Source organism: Rubrivirga marina (assembly GCF_002283365.1).
Classification (GTDB): Bacteria; Bacteroidota; Rhodothermia; order Rhodothermales; family Rubricoccaceae; genus Rubrivirga; species Rubrivirga marina.
Map to the genome: position 1 here is coordinate 1106202 of NZ_MQWD01000001.1, position 17184 is coordinate 1123385.

Genomic DNA, 17184 nt, shown 5'->3' on the forward strand with positions numbered 1-17184 from the left:
CGAACGACGGCGCCTGGGCGGGGGGCGGCGCGGAGGCGGCCGGGACGGCGGAGACGGCATCGTCGAGGGTCGGCCCGTCGGCGTCGAACTGGACGCGGGGCCAGTGTCGGAGCAGCGTGGTCCCCTCGGCCCCGACGGCGAGGAGGAGCACCTCGTCGGCGCAGGCGACGAGCTGGAGCGACTGGTTCGGACCGAGCGACCGCGTCTCGATCACGCCGAGCGCGGCGGCGGCGCCCGCAGCGGCGACCGGCCGGCGGCGGTGGAGCACGAGGGCGATCCCGCCCCCGGCCGCCAGCAGGACGACCGCCAGCACGCGCCCGCCGGTCCAGGACGAGCGGGGCGGCGCGGCGGGCCGCGCGGCGGAAACGCCTTCCGCCGAGACCGTCGCTTCGTTCCGGTCGGCGAGGGTCGTCGCGGCGGCCGGCCGGCCGGGGCCGAAGGCCTTCCCGGCGGCGAGCAGCGCGAGGAGCAGGAGGCTCAGGAGGCCCGCACGGCGCAGAGGGCCCCGATCGAGGGGGAGCGCGGCGAGCCGCGCGCGGAGCGGGGAGGGCGTCGACATCCGGGGAGAGCGAGTCATGCTTCCCGTCTCGCCAATACGATGCCGCCTGGCCCCTCGGCCCCGACGGCGCCCTCCCTTTCTTCCTCGGCCCCGCCCTGGCCGCCGCCCGCCCGAGGCGGACCTAGCCGGCCGCCGGGCCGGACAGGCTCTGGATCCGGACGCCGAACTGGCCGCCGATCACGACGGCCTCGCCCGTCGCGATCCGCCGGCCGTTGGCGTAGATCACGAGCGGCTCGCCAGCGAGGGTGTCGAGCTCGACGACGCTCCCGACGTCGAGCCGGGCGATCTCGCCGAGCGGCATCCGCCGTCGGCCGAATTCGACGCTCAGCTCGATCTCGACGTCGGCCAGCAGGCCGAGCGAGGCGGCCGCGGCGGGAGGCGCCGAGGCACCCGCCGGGGCCGTCTGGGAGTCGGAGAGGTCGGGGAGGGAGGCGGGGGCGAGCGGGAGGTCGGCGGTCTCGGTCATCGGTCGGAGGGAGGTTCGGGCGGGGTGAGGACTTGGAGCGCGAGCCGCGCCCCGCGGGTGCCGGCGCGGGCGTCGAATCGGAGGCGGTCGCCGATCCAGACCGGTAACGGCGCGTCGGGCGGTCGGCCGAGCGGGATCACGTCGCCGACGGCCAGGTGGAGGAGGTCGCCCGCGGGGAGGCGGACGCGGCCGATCTCGGCGCGGACATCGAGGTGGAGGTCGTCTACGCGCGTCGGTGCGACGGCGTCGGGGGCCATGGCCGGACCCTCGGCCGTCTCCAGCAGGGCGCGGAGGGTCGGGGCCGGGTACGCGAACGCGAGCCGGGCCGTTCGGCCGTCGATCTCAACCGCGAGATCGACGGCGACCGCCGCGGCCTCGGGCGGGCCGAGGGGGAGCGCGACGTCCGCCCGCGGCGGGAGCCCGCCCCAGGCCTCGGCGAAGGCCACCGCGACGAGCGGGAGCCAGTCGTGGGCCAGGACGGACCGCTCGAGATCGGAGAGCGGGCGGCCCTTCTCCGGGAGCGGGTCGGTGCCGCCGAACTGGCGCTCGACGAGGAACAGTGCGAGCGACGTCTCGAAGCCGAGCGCGAACGGCGGGGTCCCCAGCCCGAACCGGACCGTCGGGTCGCCCAGGCTCCGGTCGACGTCGACGGCCAGGACCTCGACGGCCGACGTGCACCGGGCCGCGACCGGCGCGCCGAGCGCGTCGCCGAACGCGGCGGCCAGCCCGTCGGCGAGCGCGGCGTGGACGTCGGCGGTGGCCCGGAGCTGGCGGTCCGAGAAGGACCGCGGCCGGGTGAAGTCGTAGGGCGTCGAGTCGGGCGGGTCGGCCCGCCCGGCGCGGACGAGGGGGGAGAGGGGGGGCGTCGGCATGCGGTAGGGGGTCGGCCGGCGCTCTCGCAAGGACCGGGCCAGACGTCGCTCCGTCCGCCCGGCGTGGCGCTACTGGAGCACGTACTGCGTGAAGTAGATCCGCGAGACCGGCCCGTCCTCGCCCAGCATCTCGTTGAACTGGCCGAGGATCTGGGTCTTCAGCGAGTCCCGCCTCGTGATGTCGGTCAGGGTCTCGACGGGCTGCGCGCTCAGCAGCTCGATCACGGCGTCGACGGCGGCCGGGCGGAGCACGTCGAGCCGGGCCAGCGTCTTGGCGTCCTCGGCCTCGACGCCCACCTTGACCATGAGGTACCGCCGGCCGTCGGTCCCGCGCGGGTTGACGACGATCCCGTCGAGCTCGGTGAACTCGCCGTACTCCACGGGAGGGGCCGTGTCGGCGACGGCGGCGGCGGCCGGCGCGGCGCCCAGGAGGCCGGCCAGCGGGCCGAACTGCGTCAGGCCGAAGGTGGCCGCGACGCCTACCACGAGCGCCAGGATCGGGGCGAGGACGCGCTTTTTCTTGGGGGCGGCGTCGGGGTCAGCGGAGGCCATGGGGCAGGGGGGGCTGGGCGCCCGCGACAGGGTCGTCGGGCGAGGTGCGGAAGAGGACGGTGATGCGGCGGTTGAGCGCCCGGTTCTCGGGCGTGTCGTTCGCGACGCGCGGGCGGAACTCGCCGTAGCCCACGGCGATGTAGCGGTCGGGCTCGAGCGCCGACGGCTCGGCGGCGAGGAACCGGACGACGGCGGCCGCGCGGGCCGCCGAGAGCTCCCAGTTCGAGGGGTAGGCGGGCGTCGAGATCGGGACGTCGTCGGTGTGGCCCTCGACCTCGACGGCCATCGGCCCGTGGATCGCCTCGGCCACGCCGTAGAGGACCTCGCGGGCCGTCTCGTTGAGGGCCACCGAGCCTGGTGCGAAGGCGACCGAGTCGAGGACGGTCACGCGGATCCCGCGCTCCGTGAGGTCGACGCTGACCGACGCCGCGAGGCCCTTCTCCTGAATCTCGCGCGCGATGGCTTCGAACACCTCGGCCTGCTCGCGGGCGTCCTGCTGGCCGGCCACGCCCATGATCCCGGGCATGAGCCCCTCCTGCTCCATCAGCCCGCGGCGCCCGGTAAAGTAGCTGAGGGCCTCCTCGAACTTCTTGACCTCGACCGACGACATCGCCACGAGCATCACGAAAAAGGTCAGGAGCAGCGTCATCATGTCGCTGAACGTCGCCATCCAGAACGGCGCCGTCGGCTCCTCCTCTTCCTGCAGGGGCGGGGCGCCCAGGTCCACGAAGTCCATGGCGGCGGAGGGCTAGGCGGCCTTGCGGAGCGGGGTCGGCTCGGCGGCGCCGGCCGGGACGCCGGTGTACCGGCTGAGCTGCTGGGCGAGCGCGCCGGGGGCCTCCCCGGTCAGGATGGCGTGGGCCCCGACGCGGATCATCTCGTGGGCCTTGGCCTGGGCCGCGATCTGGGCCTGCACCTTGCCCGCCATCGGCAGGAACACGAGGTTGGCCAGCAGCGCGCCCCAGAACGTCGTGATCATGGCCACGGCCATGGCCGGGCCGATGGCCGCGGGGTCGTTGAGGTTCTGGAGCATCTGAATGAGCCCGATGAGGGTACCCACCATGCCGAAGGCCGGGGCGTACATCCCGGCCTTGTTGAACACCTTGACGAGGAGCCCGGGGCCGGCCACGGCCTCGGCGGCCTCGGTCCGGAGCACGGCCCCGGCCTTCATCGCCGGGACGCCGTCGACGGCCATCTCGATGGCCGACCGGAGAACGGGGTCCTCGATCTCGTCGAGCCGCCCGTCGAGGGCGAGTGGGCCGTCACGCCGGGCCGTCCGCGCGAGGTCCGTGATCTGGTCCGCGAGCGCCTCGTAGTCCGGTGGCTGGAACCCCAGGAACCCCTTCGTCAGCGGCACCGCCTGCTTCATCTCGTCGATCGTGAACGTGACGAGCAGCCCGCACACCGTCCCGCCCATCACGATGATGAGCGACATGGGGTCGAAGAACGTGGCGGCCCCGTCGCCCATGGCGACGGTGCCGAAGATGAGGCCGAGGCCGGCGACTAGGCCGATGGGGGTGGACTTCTCCATGATGGGGGGCGTGTGGTCCCGTTCTCGATTCCCCCGGCCGCGCCTGAACCCCTCCCCGTTCGGGAGGCGCTGACGGAAACGGACGGTCCCGGACCGCCCGCGTGATTGAGCCGGCCCGCACTCCCGACGCATCGCCCGAACGCACGGCGGCCCCGGAGCCGATCGCCCCAGGGCCGCCGCGGAACCCCTTGTCTCGATCCGGGCGCGCCTAGCGCTTGAGCTGGACCGTCTCCTGCAGCAACTCGTCCGACGTCGTGATGACGCGGGCGTTGGCCTGGTAGCCCCGCTGGGCCACGATCATGTCGGTGAACTCCTGGGCGAGGTCGACGTTGCTCGACTCGAGCGCGCCCGAGACGATGCCGGCCGCGATCTCGGCCCCGGACCGGCCCACCTGGAGGTCGCCCGACGACGCCGTGGTCGCGTAGAACCCGTCGCCGATCTGGTTCAGCCCGTCGGGGTTGGCTACCATCCCGAGCGCCACCTGGGCGACCGGCCGGCGGACCCCGTTCGAGAACGACAGGATGATCCGGCCGTTCTGGTCGACCCCGAAGTCGACGAGGGCGCCCGCGGTCGAGCCGTCCTGGGCCGAGACCGACGCCGTCGTCGAGCCGCCGTACTGCGTCACGCCCGTGAGGTCGAGGTCGAACGCGAGGGCGGACCCGTTCGGGAACGCCCCGCTGATCTGGACCTCGCCGCCGGCCGTGAGCGTGCCGCTCTCGGGGTCGAACGTGAGGTCGCCGTTGGCCACCGTCAGGTCCACCTCGGCGTCACCGTCGACCAGCTTGGCCCCGACGACGGACCACGCGTCGTCGCCGGTCTTGACGATCTCGAACACGGCCGTGTGGGCCGTGCCCGTCCCGTCGTAGATCACCGACGACATCGTGACCGGGTCGTCGGTGCCGACCTCGCGCGCGGCCGAGAGGTTGCCGGTTGCCGTCATGCTGGACGTCGCGACGGGCGCCGCTGTGGCGGAGGGGTCGATCTGGAGGTCCTGGAGGGCCCCGGTCGCGATCGACCCATCGGCGCTGGCCGTCCAGCCCTGGACGCGGAGGCCGCCGGCCGTCACGAGGTAGCCGTCGGCGTCGAACTGCATGGCGCCGTGGCGCGTGAGGACCGTGCCCTGGGCGCTGTTGGCCAGGAAGAACCCGTCGCCAGCCACGGCGAGGTCCGTCGCGAGGTCGGTGTACTCGAGGGCGCCCTGGCTCCAGATCTGGTCGACGGCGCTGACGGACACGCCGTTGCCGACGTTCGAGACGGTGGACGGGTTGGAGCCGAGGAGCCGGCCGCCGGTCGAGATGCGCTGGGCGAGGGCGTCCTGGAACAGGACGCGGGACCGCTTGAACCCCGCCGTGTTGACGCCGGCGATGTTGTTGCCGATGACGTCGAGGCGGAGCTGGTTGGAGCGGAGACCGGTGATGCCGGTACGGAGGGAGCGAATCATGGGGGGGTGGGGAGGGCCGCGGCGTCGGTCGGTCGGCCACGGCGCCGGCGTCCCGGTGCGCCTCGGGGGCGCGGTGGGTCCAGCCGAATGGGAGGGAAACGAGGGGGCGGAGACCCCGGGGTTAGAGGAGGAGCGCGCTGTCGATCTGCGTGACCGCGCGGTCGCGCATCTCGTCGGGCGCCAGGGCCGTGACGACGGTCCGGTTCGGGACGTTGACGACGAAGGCGGCGTCGGGCCCGAGAAGGACGGCGTCGCGAGCGCCCTTGGCGTCGAGGGTGTCGAGGGCCTCGGCGATCCGGGTCTGGAGCGCGTCGGAGAACTCGATCCCCCGGTCGCCGAGCCGCTCGGCGGCGTGCGCCGAGAGGGCGACGGGCCGGCCGGCGGCGCGCTCGAGGAGGTCAGCGAAGGCGGGGCCTCGGGAGGGCGCGGCGCCCGGCGTCGCGGGCGGGGCCGGCGGCAGGGTGACGCGGCCGGCGATCTGTTGGACGGTCATGGCATAGGCGGGAGGGTGGTGAGGAAGGACCCGGGGGCTTGGGGGGTTAGAGGACGGCGAGGAGGGCGTCGAAGGCGAGCGGCCGGCCGCCGACCCACAGCGCGACGCCGTCGGCGTCGACCGTAATCCGCTCGACCGTGCCGGTCGTGACGGCCGTGGCGCCGACAGGCTGCCCGTCAGGCCCGACAGCCGAGACGGACACGGAGTAGGCGCCGGCCGGGGCGTCCGAACCGTCGGCGAGCGCGCCGTCCCACGCGATGGCGTGGGCGCCGGCCTCGAGCGACCCGGTGCGCAGCGTCCGGACCACGGCGCCGTCGGCGTCGCGGATGGTGACCTCGACCTCGCGCGCCGCGCCGTCGAGGCGGACGGGGACGTCGGTGGCCGTGGCGCCGTCCCACGAGAGCGTGGCCCCGGCCATCTCGACGGTCTGCCCGATGAGGGCCGTCGCGGCCTGGAGGTCGATCCGGCCCGAGAGCCGATTCGCCATGTCGGTCTGGCCGGTGTGGAGGCCGTCGACGGAGCCGGCCAGGGCGGCGAGCTGGCCGGCCTGGGAGCCGATCGCGGCGTTGATGTTCGTCAGCTGCTCGACCTGGGAGAACTGGGCGAGCTGGGCGGCGAACTCGTGGCCGTCCTGCGGGCTCGTCGGGTCCTGGTTGCGGAGTTGGGCGACGAGGAGTTGGAGGAACTCGTCGCGCCCGAGTTGAGCACCGCCCGGGCTCGCCGCGGTGGAGAAGGCAGAGGCCGCCGAGTTGGCAGAGGAGAGGGGAGACATGGGCTGGGCTAGCCGATCCACTCGCGCCGGCCGGCGGCCGTGCGTGCGATCGGGGGGGGAGGGTCGGGGGAGGCCGCCTCGGGCGCGGCGCCGTCGGTGCCGGAGGACGCGGAGGGGCGCCGGGCGCCACGATCGGCCGCGTCCTCGCCGCCGGAGTGGGGGCCTGCGTGAGCGCCCGTGTCGTTGAACTGGAGGCGGACGGGCTCAGAAAAGTGAGCCTCGAGGGCGTCACGGATCCGCGACGCGTGAGCACCGGCCAGCGCCTGGAGCTCGGGGTCGCTGAACTGGACGCGGACGGTCACGGCATCGGCCTCGCGGACCGTGTCGAGCCGGACGCTTCCGCCCTCAGCCAGCGCAACGCGGACGCTCGTCCGGCCGGCGGGCGTCGCCAGCGCGTGGAGCCACGCCGGGACGGCCAGGCGAGGAGGGACCGGCGCTTCCGCACGACCGGTAGAGGCGGTTGCGGACGGGAGCGCGAGGGACGCCGCGTCGGGGGTGGCATCGAGGTCGACTGCGTCGGGGGGCGCGTCGTCGAGGGGGCCGTGCGCTTCGGCCACGGCGGCGGCCACGGCCACGGTCTCCGCAGAGGTCATCGTTGGCGCGGAGCCCGGGGCTGGGACGACCGGCACCGTGCGGCCAGCGTCGGGCCGAGAAGAGGCCGGGGCGCCATTGGGCCGACGATCCTCGGGGGGGTCGGTGGAGGGGGGCTCCGGTTCTTTGCGCTCGGAGGAGGGGGACGGGCCGGACGGAGGCTCCGACGGGGAGGCCTCGAAGGTCGGCGCGGTTCGGGCCGGCGGGCGAGGCGAGGCGGAGTCCGAGGGCGGCTGCGAGGAGGCCGCGGTCGAGACGGCCTTCGGGGAAGGAGGCTCGTCGGGCGCAGCCTCCGGCGTCGCGGGCGTCGCGGGCTCCGTCGGGCTGGCCGATGCGAGGGGCAGCGCGGCGGAGCCCGCCTCCGGACGCGGCCCGACGGGAGGGCCCGTCGCTGGCCGATCGTTCGTGGGCGAGCGCTGGCTCTGCTCGTGCGAGCTCCCGCCGAGCTCCCGAGAGGACATGGCGGGGGCGGAGGGAGCGACGGCGGGAGGAGCCGAAGCGGCTCGGGTCGTGATCGCCGGATCTGGCACCTCGGCGGTCTCGTCCGCTGTAGGCGGAGCCGCCAGCTGGCGCGGGCCGACCGACGCCGCGGCGTCCGGAGTGGAGGCCGGGGGGCGTCCGTCGTGTGGCTGAGCCGGGTGACGGAAAGAGGGGCGGTCCGCAGAGTCACCCCCGTCTGGGGCGACCGTCGATCGGGCCGACTCCACGGCCTCGGGTGCAGCCGCCGGGGCCGCCGGTTCGGCCAGCGGGGCGGCGGGAGAGTCTGCTGCGACGGCCGGCGAGGACGCCGGCGTGGCAGGCGTCCGGGTCTGGAGGAGCTCGAGATGGGGCGGGGGGGCGCCTGTCAGCTCGGCCGCAGTCGGGTCCGCGTCGCTCGTCCCGTCCGTCACCTCGTCCGGGCGCGTCTCCGAGGCGGGGTGAGGCACCGCCGACGGTGCGGCCTCGGCCGCGAGGAGGGCGGAGAACCCTTCGGCCGGGGTGCCCGCCGGCGCGTCGTCGCGTGACGGAGCCGAGAGCCGGGTGGTCAGGGTGTCGAGGAGGGGCATCATGTCGCGTCGGCGGCCGTCGTGTCGCGCGAGGCCGCCGCGTGGGCCGGCCCCGACGACCCGCCGGGCAGCCGGTGGCGGACGAAGGCGGCGGCCTGGGTCGGCGTGAGCGCGTCGAGCAGGCGGAGCCGGTTCCGCGCCGAGGCGGCGTCGTAGAGCCGGACGAACGACGTGCCGTCGAGCCGCTGGACGACGCCCGAGAGCGCCTCCTCGTCGAGCTTGGTGAGCGTGGACGCGAGGTCGGCCGCCTCGGCCTGGGCCTCCGCTTCGAGCGTCTGCTCGTCCTCATGCCGGCCCTCGACGAGGACCCGGAGCGAGTCGGCGCGGGCCTCGGCGGCCGCGAGCTCCGTACGCATCTGGGCCAGCTGGCCGCGCAACTCGGCGACCTCGTCGGCGCTGGGAGGGGGAGCCGTGAGCGGCGCCGTCGAGTCGGCCGCGGGGCCGCCGAGGGCGGGGACGCCGGGGACCTTGCCGAGGTAGGCGAGCGCGCCGGCCGTGCCGAGGACGCTGAGGACGAGCGTGAGGAGGGCGGCCTTCATGACGGGGAGAGGGCCGAGGCGGCGCGTCCGGCGGAGGCGAGGTCGTCGAGCGCGGCGGTCTCGACGCGGAGGGCGTGGAGACGGTGATCGCGGGCGGCCTCCTCGCGGAGCCCGTCGAGGGCCTCGTGCTGGCGGATGGCGTCGGCGAGCGCGCGGCGGGCGCGGGCCTCGTCGGCGCGGAGGCGCTCGGCGGCCCGGCGCGCCTCGGCGACGGTGCGGGCGAGGCCGCCGCGGTGGGCCGCGGCGTGGCCCAACTGGCGGGCGGTCCGGCCGTTGCCGCCCGCCGCGAGCCCGTCCTCGAGCCGGGCCTCGGCTCGGGCCACGTCGGCCTCGGCGGAGGCCCGCGCGTCGACCGCGCGCCCGAGCGCCTCACGGGCGGCGTCGACGGCGCGCTCGCGGATCTGGAGCACGGGGGTGAGCGCGAACTGGAACGGGCGGGTCGGCATCAGGAGCGGTGGGAGGCAGTCGGGAGCCCGGCAATGACCGGGCCAGGATTCAGGAGAGGAGCGCGGCGAGCCGGCCCGCGACGTCGTCGGCGTCGGCGTCGGCGGGGCCCTGGCGGAGGAAGGCGGTGAGGGCCGGCGCGAGCTCGACGGCCCGGTCGGCCTCGGGGTCCTGGCCCGGCTCGAAAGCGCCGACGCGGACGAGCGGCTCGACCTCGCGGTAGGCCGCGATGAGCGCCCGCGCCTGCCGCGCGGCCTCCTGCTGGGCCGGCGGCGTCACGCGCGGCATCACGCGGCTCACGCTCGCGGGCACGTCGATGGCCGGGAAATGGCCCGAATCGGCCAGCTTCCGCGAGAGGACGACGTGGCCGTCGAGGATGCCGCGGACGGCGTCGGCGACGGGCTCGTCGAGGTCGCCACCGTCGACGAGGACGGTGAACAGACCGGTGATCGTCCCGCGCGCGCCGGGGCCGGCGCGCTCGAGGAGGCGGGGGAGGAGCGCGAACACGCTCGGCGTGTAGCCCCGCGTCGTCGGCGGCTCGCCGGCGGCCAGCCCGATCTCGCGCTGGGCTTGGGCCACGCGCGTGACCGAGTCCATCATGAGGAGGACGTCTTTTCCGGCGTCGCGGAAATGCTCGGCGATGGCCGTCGCCACGAGCGAGCCGCGGACGCGGGCCAGCGCGGCCTGGTCGCCGGTGACGGCGACGACGACGGATCGCTTGAGCCCCTCCTCGCCGAGCGTGTCGTGGACGAACTCGCGGACCTCGCGGCCCCGCTCGCCGATCAGCGCGATCACGTTGACGTCGGCCTCGGAGCGCGCGGCGATCGTCCCGAGGAGCGTGCTCTTGCCCACGCCGGACCCCGCGAAGATGCCGACGCGCTGGCCCTTGGCGAGCGTGAGGAGCGCGTCGATGGCGCGGACGCCGGTCTTGAGCGGGGCGTCGATGAGCTGGCGGTCGAGCGGCGGCGGCGGCTCGGCCCGGACGGGGCGGCGGTCGGGGAGCGCCAGCGGGCCCTTCCCGTCGATCGGCCGGCCGGCGGCGTCGACCACGCGGCCCAGGAGCGCGTCGCCGACGGCGACGGCGTGGGGGCGGGCGGCGCGCTCGACGAGGCTGCCGGCGCGGAGCCCCGCGGCCTCGCCGAGCGGCATCAGGAGCGCGGCCGAGCCGCGGATTCCGATGACCTCGGCCTCGACCGGGGCCACGCCGTCGGCCCGGCCGTCGGGTCGGATCGTGCACATCTCGCCGATGGCGGCGTCGAGGCCGGCGGCCTCGACCACGAGGCCGGTCGCGGAGCGGACGCGCCCGTAGCGGATCGGGCGCGGCGGGGCCTGGCGGAGCTCTTGGAGGCAGTGGCTGAGCATCGGCTAGAGCGGGTCGAGGCCGAGGCGGTCGCGGAGCCCGGCCAGCATCTCGTCGCGGACCCGACGGACGGTGGCGACGGACGTGGTGGCGGTCCAGTCGCCCTCGGCGAGCGACGGGTCGGGCTCCCAGCGGAGGCCCGGGTGGGCCCCGCCCAGCGACGCGGCGAGGCCGGCCTCCTCGATCCGGAGGAGGTCGACGGGGTGGAGCGCCACGACGACGGGGCCCTCGCCGGCGAGGGCGTCGATGGCCTCGGCCACGGCCGCCTCGGTGGCCGCCCGCTGGGGGTCGGAGAGGGGCGCGGCGAGGACGGCCTCGGCCGTCTCGATCGCGAGCGCGGCCAGCGTCGGCTGGAGCTCGCGGACGGCCCCGTCCCACAGTCCGCGCAGCCGCTCGGTGGCGGCGTCGACGGTGGCGGCGCGGGCCTCGGCGGCGGCTTCTGCCTCGGCGAGCGCGGCCCCGAGGCGGTCGACCTCGGCCTGGAGCGCCTCGACCTCGGCGTCGCGCGCGGCGTGGCCGGCTCGGCGGCCCTCCTCGAACGACGCGGCGGGGTCCGGCGGGGGCTCGGGCGTGGCCTCCGGCGGGGCCTCCGGCGGGGCGGCGGCGATCAGCCCCGCAAGCGGGACGAACGCAGGGAGATCGTTGCCAATCACCTGAGCGTCGGCCGTCAGCTCGGCGAAGCGGTGGGGCGCCGGCTCGGCGCCGCGGAGGACACGGACGGGGGGCGACGGCGTCACGTCAGGCCTCGCTAGGCTCGAGCGAGACCTCGCCGGCCTCAGCCAGCTCGAGCGCCACGCCGACGACGGTCCGCTGGGCGTCCTCGATGTCGGCCGCGCTGGGCGAGCCGGCCATCTCCATCTCCTCGCGGAGCGCGGCCCCGACGCGCTCGCTCACGCAGGAGAAGAGGCGGTCGGTGAGGGTCGGGTCGGCCCCGCAGAGGGCGCGGGCGAGCGCGCCCTGGTCGGCGGCGGCGAGGATCCGGCCGAGCGCGCGGCCGTCGAGCCGGGCGAGGTCCTCGAAGACGAAGAGGAGCCCCTCGATCCGGTCGGCGAGGTCGGGCGTGCGGGCCTTGAGGTCGTCGAGGACGGCCTGCCCGGTCGAGCGACCGGACTGCATGAGGATGTCGGCGGCGCGCTTGACGCCGTCGGGGCCGACGGGCCGGCCGGCGGGGCCGAACCGCTGGCGGAGCGCGGCGTCGAGCGCGGCGAGCCGCTGCGGCGGGGGCGGCGTCAGCGTCGAGAGCCGGCGGATCACGTCGGCGCGGGTCTCGGCGGGCAGTTGGGCGAGGGCGTCGGCGGCCGGCCGGGCCGGCAGCTGCGACAGCACGACGGCGGCCGTCTGCGGGTGCTCGAGCGTGAGGAACGCGGCCAGCTCGGCCGGCGGGACGGACTGGACGAGGTCGAACCCGGTCCCGGCCGTGGCCGCCTCGACGCGCGGGAGGATGGCCCCGGCGCGGGCCTCGTCGAGCCCGCTCTGGAGGAGGGTCCGGGCGGCGTCGAGCCCGCCGGCGGCGTCGGGCGGCGGCGGCGCGGCCGAGGCCGACCGGTAGGCGGCCAGGACCTCGGAGACGAGCGGGGCCGGGACGCGGTCGAGGCGGGCGACCTCGACCGAGAGCCGCTCGGCCTCGGCGTCGTCGAGGGTCGGGAGCAGCTTGCTCGCCGTCTCGACGCCGAGGGCGACGACGAGCACGGCGGCCCGCTGGGTGCCGGTGAGGGCGGCGGCGGAGGGGGCGATCATGGGGGCTAGGCAGTGGGGGTGTCCTCGCGGAGCCACGCCCGGACGACGTTGGAGGCGGCCTCGGGGTCAGCGTCGACCGCGGCCCGGAGGTCATCGGCCAGGGACGAGGTGTTGGCGAGGGCCTGGGCCTCGGGCGAGAGCTTGGCGGCGTACGGGTCGTCATCGACCGCCTCGATGGTGGCCCGGACGGGGGCGCTCTCGGGGAGCCCCAGGAGCTCGCCGTCCTCGCCGACGGCCAGCCCGTCCCCGAGGAGGCGGTCGGCCTCGGCGGCGTCGAGGGCCAGGGCCTCGCGCTCGGCCGGCGCGGCGAGCGCGTCGGCCAGCCGCTTCAGCAGGCGGTAGGCCAGGAGGAGGACCAGCAGGACGATGCCGTACCGCAGGCCGAGGCCCGCCCAGACCGTCGCGTCGGCCGAGGCGAGGAGGCCGCCGGCCTCGGCCGGCGTCGAGAACCGGAGCTGCTGGACCGCGAACCGGTCGCCGCGCTCCTCGTCGAACCCGACGGCGTTCTTGACGAGCGACTCGATCTGGCGCAGCTGGTCGTCGGTGAAGGGGGTCGGCGTGTCGGCCTCGGCCGCGGGGTCGGCCGGCGGCGCGGCCTCGTCGAGGAGGACCGAGACGGTCAGCGCGCGGATCGAGCCGGCCTCCTGCTCCTGCCGCGTCGTCGTCCGCGTGACCTCGTAGTTCCGGACGGTCGACGTGGCGCCGCCGACCTCACCGGCCTCCTCCTGGAGCTCCTCCGAGAGGACCGTCTGGCTCTCGGGGTCGACGGCGTTCGTCTCCGAGGTCGTGCGCGCCAAGTCTAGGTCGGCCGCGACGCGGACGACGGCCCGGCCCGGCCCCAGCAACTGGTCGAGCATCGACTGGCCGGCCTCGGCGAGGTGGCTCTCGACCTCCTCGCGCATCCGGAGCTGGGCCGTCGAGAGGCCGCCTTCGGGGCCGGCCGCGTCGGGGCCCGCGAGCATCCGCCCGGCCTCGTCGAGGACCGTCACCTCGTTCGTCGAAAGGCCCTCGACGGCGCCGGCCACGAGGGCCGTCACGCCGGCCACCTGGTCCGGCCCGAGCGAGCCGCGCACGCCGAGCACGACCGACGCGCTGGCCGGGACCTGCCGGTCCTGGAACGGGCTCCGCTCGGGGAGCACGAGGTGGACCCGCGCGCGCTCGACCTGGCGGACCGACGCGATCGTGCGGGCGAGCTCGCCCTCGAGCGCCCGCTTCACGTTCAGGCGCTGCATGAAGTCGGTCATGCCCAGCGTCCCGCCGTCGAACAGCTCGTAGCCGGCGGGCCCCTCGCTCACGACGCCCTCGGTCGCCAGCCGGAGCCGGAGGCCGTAGACGTCCTCGCGTGGGACGTAGATGGAGGCGCCGCCGTCGCGGAGGTCGTAGGCCACGCCCTGGCTCTCGAGCTGCTCCACGACCTGGCCAGCCTCCTGAGCCGGGAGGCCTCCGAAGAGGAGCGCGTAGTCGGGCTGGCTGGCCCAGCGGGCCACGAGAAGCAGCGCGCCCACGACCCCCACGACCACGCCCCCCAAGAGGAGGCGCCGGCGCGGCGGCAGCTGTTGGACGGCCTCACGGGCCTGGACGATAGCGGACATGGGCGGGGGAGTCGGGGGGCGGGCTCGCTATCAGACCTGCATCCGCATGAGCTCCTGGTAGCCGTCGAGGAGTTTGTTGCGGACCTCGGTGAGGAGCTGGAAGTGGAGCTCGGCCTGGTTCAGCGCGATCATCACGTCGTGGACGTTCTCGGTTTCGCCGGCCACGAAGGCCTCGACCTGGGCGTCGGCCGCCTTCTGGGCGCCGTCGACGCGGTCGACGGCCTGCGCGAGCGTGTCGCGGAAGGCCGGCCCCTCCGAAGGGCCCGGCGTGCCTTCGGACGGCTGGCTCTGGACGCGGACGGGGGTCCCCGGGCCCTGGGCGCGAGCGGCGATGGCGGCGACGGTCATCAGGCCGAGAGGTCGAGGCGCGCCCCGAGCTGGGGGGCCTGCTGGACCTGCCGGCTCGGGCCGTAGAGCTTCTGCGCGACGGCCGGCCGCGCGGGGAACGCGTCGGCGATCCGGGCCTCTTCAGCGGCCGTGAGCGGGGCGGCCGGAGCGGCGAGTGACGGGCGGGCCGTGCGGGTGGACGGGGCGGTCGGGGCCGTCGGGAGGGCGGTGTGGAGCGAAAGTCCAGTCATGGGGTGTGAGCCTGCGTGGTGGTGCTCGGGCCTCGCAGCGCGAGCGTCAGATCTCGAGCGAGCGCTTGATCATCTCCTTGGCCGCCTTCACCGAGGTCAGGTTGGCCTCGTAGATCCGGTTGGCGGAGATCATGCGCGCCATCTCGTCGACGACGTTGACGTCGGGGTAGTGGACGTACCCGTCGGCGTCCGCGTCCGGGTGCGTGGGGTCGTATTCGAGCCGCTCGCGGGCCTCGCCTACGACCTCGGTCGTGGGTCCTAGCTCGGGGCCGTTGGTGGCGAGCTGGTGGCGGACGCCTCCGATGTGGCGGCCGTTCGCCGTCTGGAGCGGGAGCCGGGCCGCGCGGAGGGAGGACTCGAAGGCGCGGAGCGCGGCGGGCGCCTCGTGGACGGCTCGCTTCGGCTGGTACGGCGTGCCGTCGGCCGTCCGCGTGGTGGTCGCGTTGGCGATGTTTTCGGTGGCCACGCCGAGCGCAACGCGCTGGGCCTCGAGGCCCCGGGCGGCCGTCCGGAACGGGCTGAACGAGCGGAGCGGAGACAGCATCGTTAGCCCGCGCGCCCGGTGATGCCCGTCCGGATCCGAGCGAAGTGCTCGTGGAGCGCCCGCGTCGCCAGCTGCACGCGCATCTGGGTGTCGGCGATCTCCATCAACTCGTCCTCGAGGAGCGGCGCCCGGCCTTCCTCGACCATCTCTGCTGCGACGGCGTCGACGTCCCCGTCAGCGCTGCGGCGGGCGTCCTGCAGCGACTCCTCGAACCGGACCGCGAGGCGGTTGTAGCCCGGCGTGTCGAGGTTGGCGACGTTGGAGGCGAGGCTTTCGAGGCGATATGTGTACGCCTGCATCGCGTTCTGAAGCAGGCGGAGAGGGGGGGGCGTCACGAGTCGAAGGAGGGTGGGAACCGGTGGGTGCGGATACCGCTGGGGGACGTCCTGAGGTTTTCGCCGAAACCGTGCCAACGCCTCCGATGGCCGCCAGTGGCGGCGTTAGTCGTGCATGCGAGAGGGTTAGGCCACGGTCAGGGTCCGTCCTGCACCGGGAAAACCCTTCCGGCGGCGGCAGCATCAGCCGGCCGGCGGGAGCCCCCTCCTCAAGGGCTATGTGTGGATGTAACCTTGTGTTTCTAGAGTTCGCCTCCCCCCGGAATGCCCTCCGCGCCTGACACGGCCCGTCCCCGCGTGCTATTCGTCGATGATGAGTTGCCTCTTCGTGACGTCGTATCTCGCCTGTTGGATCGCCGCGGGGTCGACGTCACGACGGCCGGCGACGCGATCACGGCCGTCGAGATCCTGCGCGACGAGCCGTTCGACCTCGTCCTGACGGACTTCCAGATGCCCGGCATGGACGGGCTCGAGCTGCTGGCCCACGTGCGCGAGCACTACCCGGATCTCCCGGCCGTCATGATCACGGGCCACGCGAGCGTCCAGCACGCGGTCCGAGCCATGGCCGGGGGGGCCGTCGATTACCTCCCGAAGCCGTTCGCCGTCGACGCCCTCGCGGAGCGCGTGCTCGAGCAGATCAGCGCGCGGGCGGCTCGTCGGGCGAGGCGGGCGGCCCGGCCCGATCGGCCCGTTCCGGCGAAGCGGCTGGCCGCCGGGGGGTTCGTCGGCGAGCACCCCGCGATCGTCCGGCTCCGCAACCTGGTCGACCTCGTGGCGGCGAGCCAGGCGCCCGTGTTCGTCCACGGTGAGAGCGGGACGGGGAAGGAGGTCATGGCCCGCTACATCCACCAGCGGAGCGAGCGGCCCGGCCCGTTCGTGGCCATCAACTGCGCGAACCTCCCGCGCGAGCTCGTCGAGAGCGCGCTGTTCGGGCACAAGAAGGGCGCGTTCACGGGGGCTACGGGCGACCACACGGGCGTGTTCGAGGAGGCCCACGGCGGGACGCTCCTGCTCGACGAGGTGACCGAGGTGGAGCCGGCCGTCCAGGCCAAGCTCCTCCGGGTGCTCCAGGAGGGCGAGGTCCAGCCGGTCGGCGCGAAGCGGCCGAAGAGCGTCGACGTCCGGATCGTGGCGACGACGAACCGGGACGTGTCGGGGGCGATCGCGGAGGGCGCGTTCCGGGAGGACCTCTACCACCGCCTCGCCGTCTTCCCGGTCAGCCTGCCGCCGCTCCGAGAGCGCGGCGACGACATCCGGCTCCTCGCCGAGCGGTTCGTCGAGAAGTACCGGGCGCTCTACGGGCTCGGGCCGAAGACGATCGCGCGCGAGCTGATGGACCGGTTCCTCGCGTCGGCGTGGCCCGGCAACGTCCGCCAGCTCGAGAACCTCGTCCATCGGGGCGTCGTGCTCTCGGCCGGTCGCGAAGCGATCGAGGTCGGCGACGTGGAGCACGTGGACCTCATCGACGCCACGCCGTCGGAGGGGGAGCACCGCCTGGCCCCTCGCGCCCATGCCGTGACGACGCTCGACGAGATGGAGCGGGCCATGATCCTCCGGGCGCTTGAGGAGACGGGGGGCAACCAGGTCCAGGCCGCCGAGCGGCTGGGGATCAGCGACCGAACGATCCGGAACAAGCTCAAGCGATACAAAGAAGAGGGGCACGTCGACTAGCGACGTGCCCCCGTGGCTCGTACCCCTACGAGCCCCCAGCCCGGTTGCCCGGGAGTCGTAC

Annotated in this window: 21 protein-coding genes; 1 reads left to right on the forward strand and 20 read right to left on the reverse strand. The window is 75.1% G+C overall.

The window, feature by feature from the left end:
- The 20 genes from BSZ37_RS21840 to BSZ37_RS04615 form a co-directional block, all read right to left on the reverse strand.
- A partial coding sequence (locus tag BSZ37_RS21840) for a flagellar biosynthetic protein FliO (RefSeq protein WP_179299472.1) occupies window positions 1–577 on the reverse strand: 577 nt, incomplete at its 3' end.
- A 103-nt stretch (window positions 578–680) separates the two neighbouring features.
- Entirely contained in the window at window positions 681–1025 is a 345-nt protein-coding gene (fliN, locus tag BSZ37_RS04520; protein WP_095509399.1) for a flagellar motor switch protein FliN, read from the reverse strand.
- Entirely contained in the window at window positions 1022–1897 is an 876-nt protein-coding gene (locus BSZ37_RS04525; protein ID WP_095509400.1) for a FliM/FliN family flagellar motor switch protein, read from the reverse strand. The genes fliN and BSZ37_RS04525 overlap by 4 nt, the downstream gene beginning before the upstream one ends.
- A 69-nt stretch (window positions 1898–1966) precedes the next feature.
- Entirely contained in the window at window positions 1967–2449 is a 483-nt protein-coding gene (locus BSZ37_RS04530; RefSeq protein ID WP_095509401.1) for a flagellar basal body-associated FliL family protein, read from the reverse strand.
- Window positions 2436–3185, reverse strand: a complete 750-nt coding sequence (locus BSZ37_RS04535) for an OmpA/MotB family protein (RefSeq protein WP_095509402.1) — start codon at window positions 3183–3185, stop codon at window positions 2436–2438. The genes BSZ37_RS04530 and BSZ37_RS04535 overlap by 14 nt, the downstream gene beginning before the upstream one ends.
- Before the next feature lie 12 nt (window positions 3186–3197).
- Complete coding sequence (locus BSZ37_RS04540) at window positions 3198–3980, reverse strand: motility protein A (RefSeq protein ID WP_179299473.1); 783 nt, start codon at window positions 3978–3980, stop codon at window positions 3198–3200.
- Window positions 3981–4188: 208 nt separating this feature from the next.
- Window positions 4189–5421 carry a flagellar hook protein FlgE gene (locus tag BSZ37_RS04545; protein WP_095509404.1) on the reverse strand — a complete coding sequence of 411 codons (1233 nt, stop codon included), beginning with the start codon at window positions 5419–5421 and terminating at the stop codon, window positions 4189–4191.
- 121 nt (window positions 5422–5542) lie between these two features.
- Window positions 5543–5914 carry a flagellar biosynthesis protein gene (locus BSZ37_RS04550; protein WP_095509405.1) on the reverse strand — a complete coding sequence of 124 codons (372 nt, stop codon included), beginning with the start codon at window positions 5912–5914 and terminating at the stop codon, window positions 5543–5545.
- A gap of 46 nt (window positions 5915–5960) precedes the next feature.
- Window positions 5961–6686 carry a flagellar hook assembly protein FlgD gene (locus BSZ37_RS04555; RefSeq protein ID WP_095509406.1) on the reverse strand — a complete coding sequence of 242 codons (726 nt, stop codon included), beginning with the start codon at window positions 6684–6686 and terminating at the stop codon, window positions 5961–5963.
- 8 nt (window positions 6687–6694) lie between these two features.
- Complete coding sequence (locus BSZ37_RS04560) at window positions 6695–7279, reverse strand: hypothetical protein (protein WP_095509407.1); 585 nt, start codon at window positions 7277–7279, stop codon at window positions 6695–6697.
- 1043 nt (window positions 7280–8322) lie between these two features.
- A complete protein-coding gene (locus BSZ37_RS04570; RefSeq protein WP_095509409.1) occupies window positions 8323–8862 on the reverse strand; it encodes a hypothetical protein in 540 nt (179 codons plus the stop codon).
- On the reverse strand, window positions 8859–9308 hold the full coding sequence (locus BSZ37_RS04575; protein ID WP_095509410.1) for a flagellar FliJ family protein: 450 nt from the start codon (window positions 9306–9308) through the stop codon (window positions 8859–8861). The genes BSZ37_RS04570 and BSZ37_RS04575 overlap by 4 nt, the downstream gene beginning before the upstream one ends.
- 49 nt (window positions 9309–9357) lie before the next feature.
- Entirely contained in the window at window positions 9358–10668 is a 1311-nt protein-coding gene (locus BSZ37_RS04580) for a FliI/YscN family ATPase (protein WP_095509411.1), read from the reverse strand.
- Window positions 10669–10671: 3 nt separating this feature from the next.
- The gene (locus BSZ37_RS04585) at window positions 10672–11403 is read right to left on the reverse strand and encodes a FliH/SctL family protein (protein WP_095509412.1); all 732 of its coding nucleotides are present in this window, start codon (window positions 11401–11403) and stop codon (window positions 10672–10674) included.
- 1 nt (window position 11404) lies between these two features.
- Window positions 11405–12403 (reverse strand): flagellar motor switch protein FliG, encoded by a 999-nt coding sequence (locus BSZ37_RS04590; protein ID WP_095509413.1) that lies wholly within the window; start codon window positions 12401–12403, stop codon window positions 11405–11407.
- Between the two features lie 5 nt (window positions 12404–12408).
- The gene (gene fliF, locus BSZ37_RS04595; RefSeq protein ID WP_095509414.1) at window positions 12409–13995 is read right to left on the reverse strand and encodes a flagellar basal-body MS-ring/collar protein FliF; all 1587 of its coding nucleotides are present in this window, start codon (window positions 13993–13995) and stop codon (window positions 12409–12411) included.
- Between the two features lie 30 nt (window positions 13996–14025).
- The gene (fliE, locus tag BSZ37_RS04600; protein ID WP_095509415.1) at window positions 14026–14343 is read right to left on the reverse strand and encodes a flagellar hook-basal body complex protein FliE; all 318 of its coding nucleotides are present in this window, start codon (window positions 14341–14343) and stop codon (window positions 14026–14028) included.
- Entirely contained in the window at window positions 14343–14573 is a 231-nt protein-coding gene (locus tag BSZ37_RS04605; RefSeq protein WP_095509416.1) for a hypothetical protein, read from the reverse strand. The genes fliE and BSZ37_RS04605 overlap by 1 nt, the downstream gene beginning before the upstream one ends.
- A gap of 46 nt (window positions 14574–14619) precedes the next feature.
- Window positions 14620–15117 carry a flagellar basal body rod protein FlgC gene (gene flgC / locus BSZ37_RS04610; protein ID WP_095509417.1) on the reverse strand — a complete coding sequence of 166 codons (498 nt, stop codon included), beginning with the start codon at window positions 15115–15117 and terminating at the stop codon, window positions 14620–14622.
- Window positions 15118–15119: 2 nt separating this feature from the next.
- Entirely contained in the window at window positions 15120–15452 is a 333-nt protein-coding gene (locus tag BSZ37_RS04615; protein WP_095509418.1) for a flagellar basal body rod protein FlgB, read from the reverse strand.
- 264 nt (window positions 15453–15716) lie between these two features.
- Between BSZ37_RS04615 and BSZ37_RS04620 the strand changes: the two genes are divergently transcribed.
- Window positions 15717–17123, forward strand: coding sequence for a sigma-54-dependent transcriptional regulator (locus BSZ37_RS04620; RefSeq protein ID WP_095509419.1), 1407 nt, complete (start codon window positions 15717–15719; stop codon window positions 17121–17123).
- Window positions 17124–17184 lie beyond the last annotated feature (61 nt).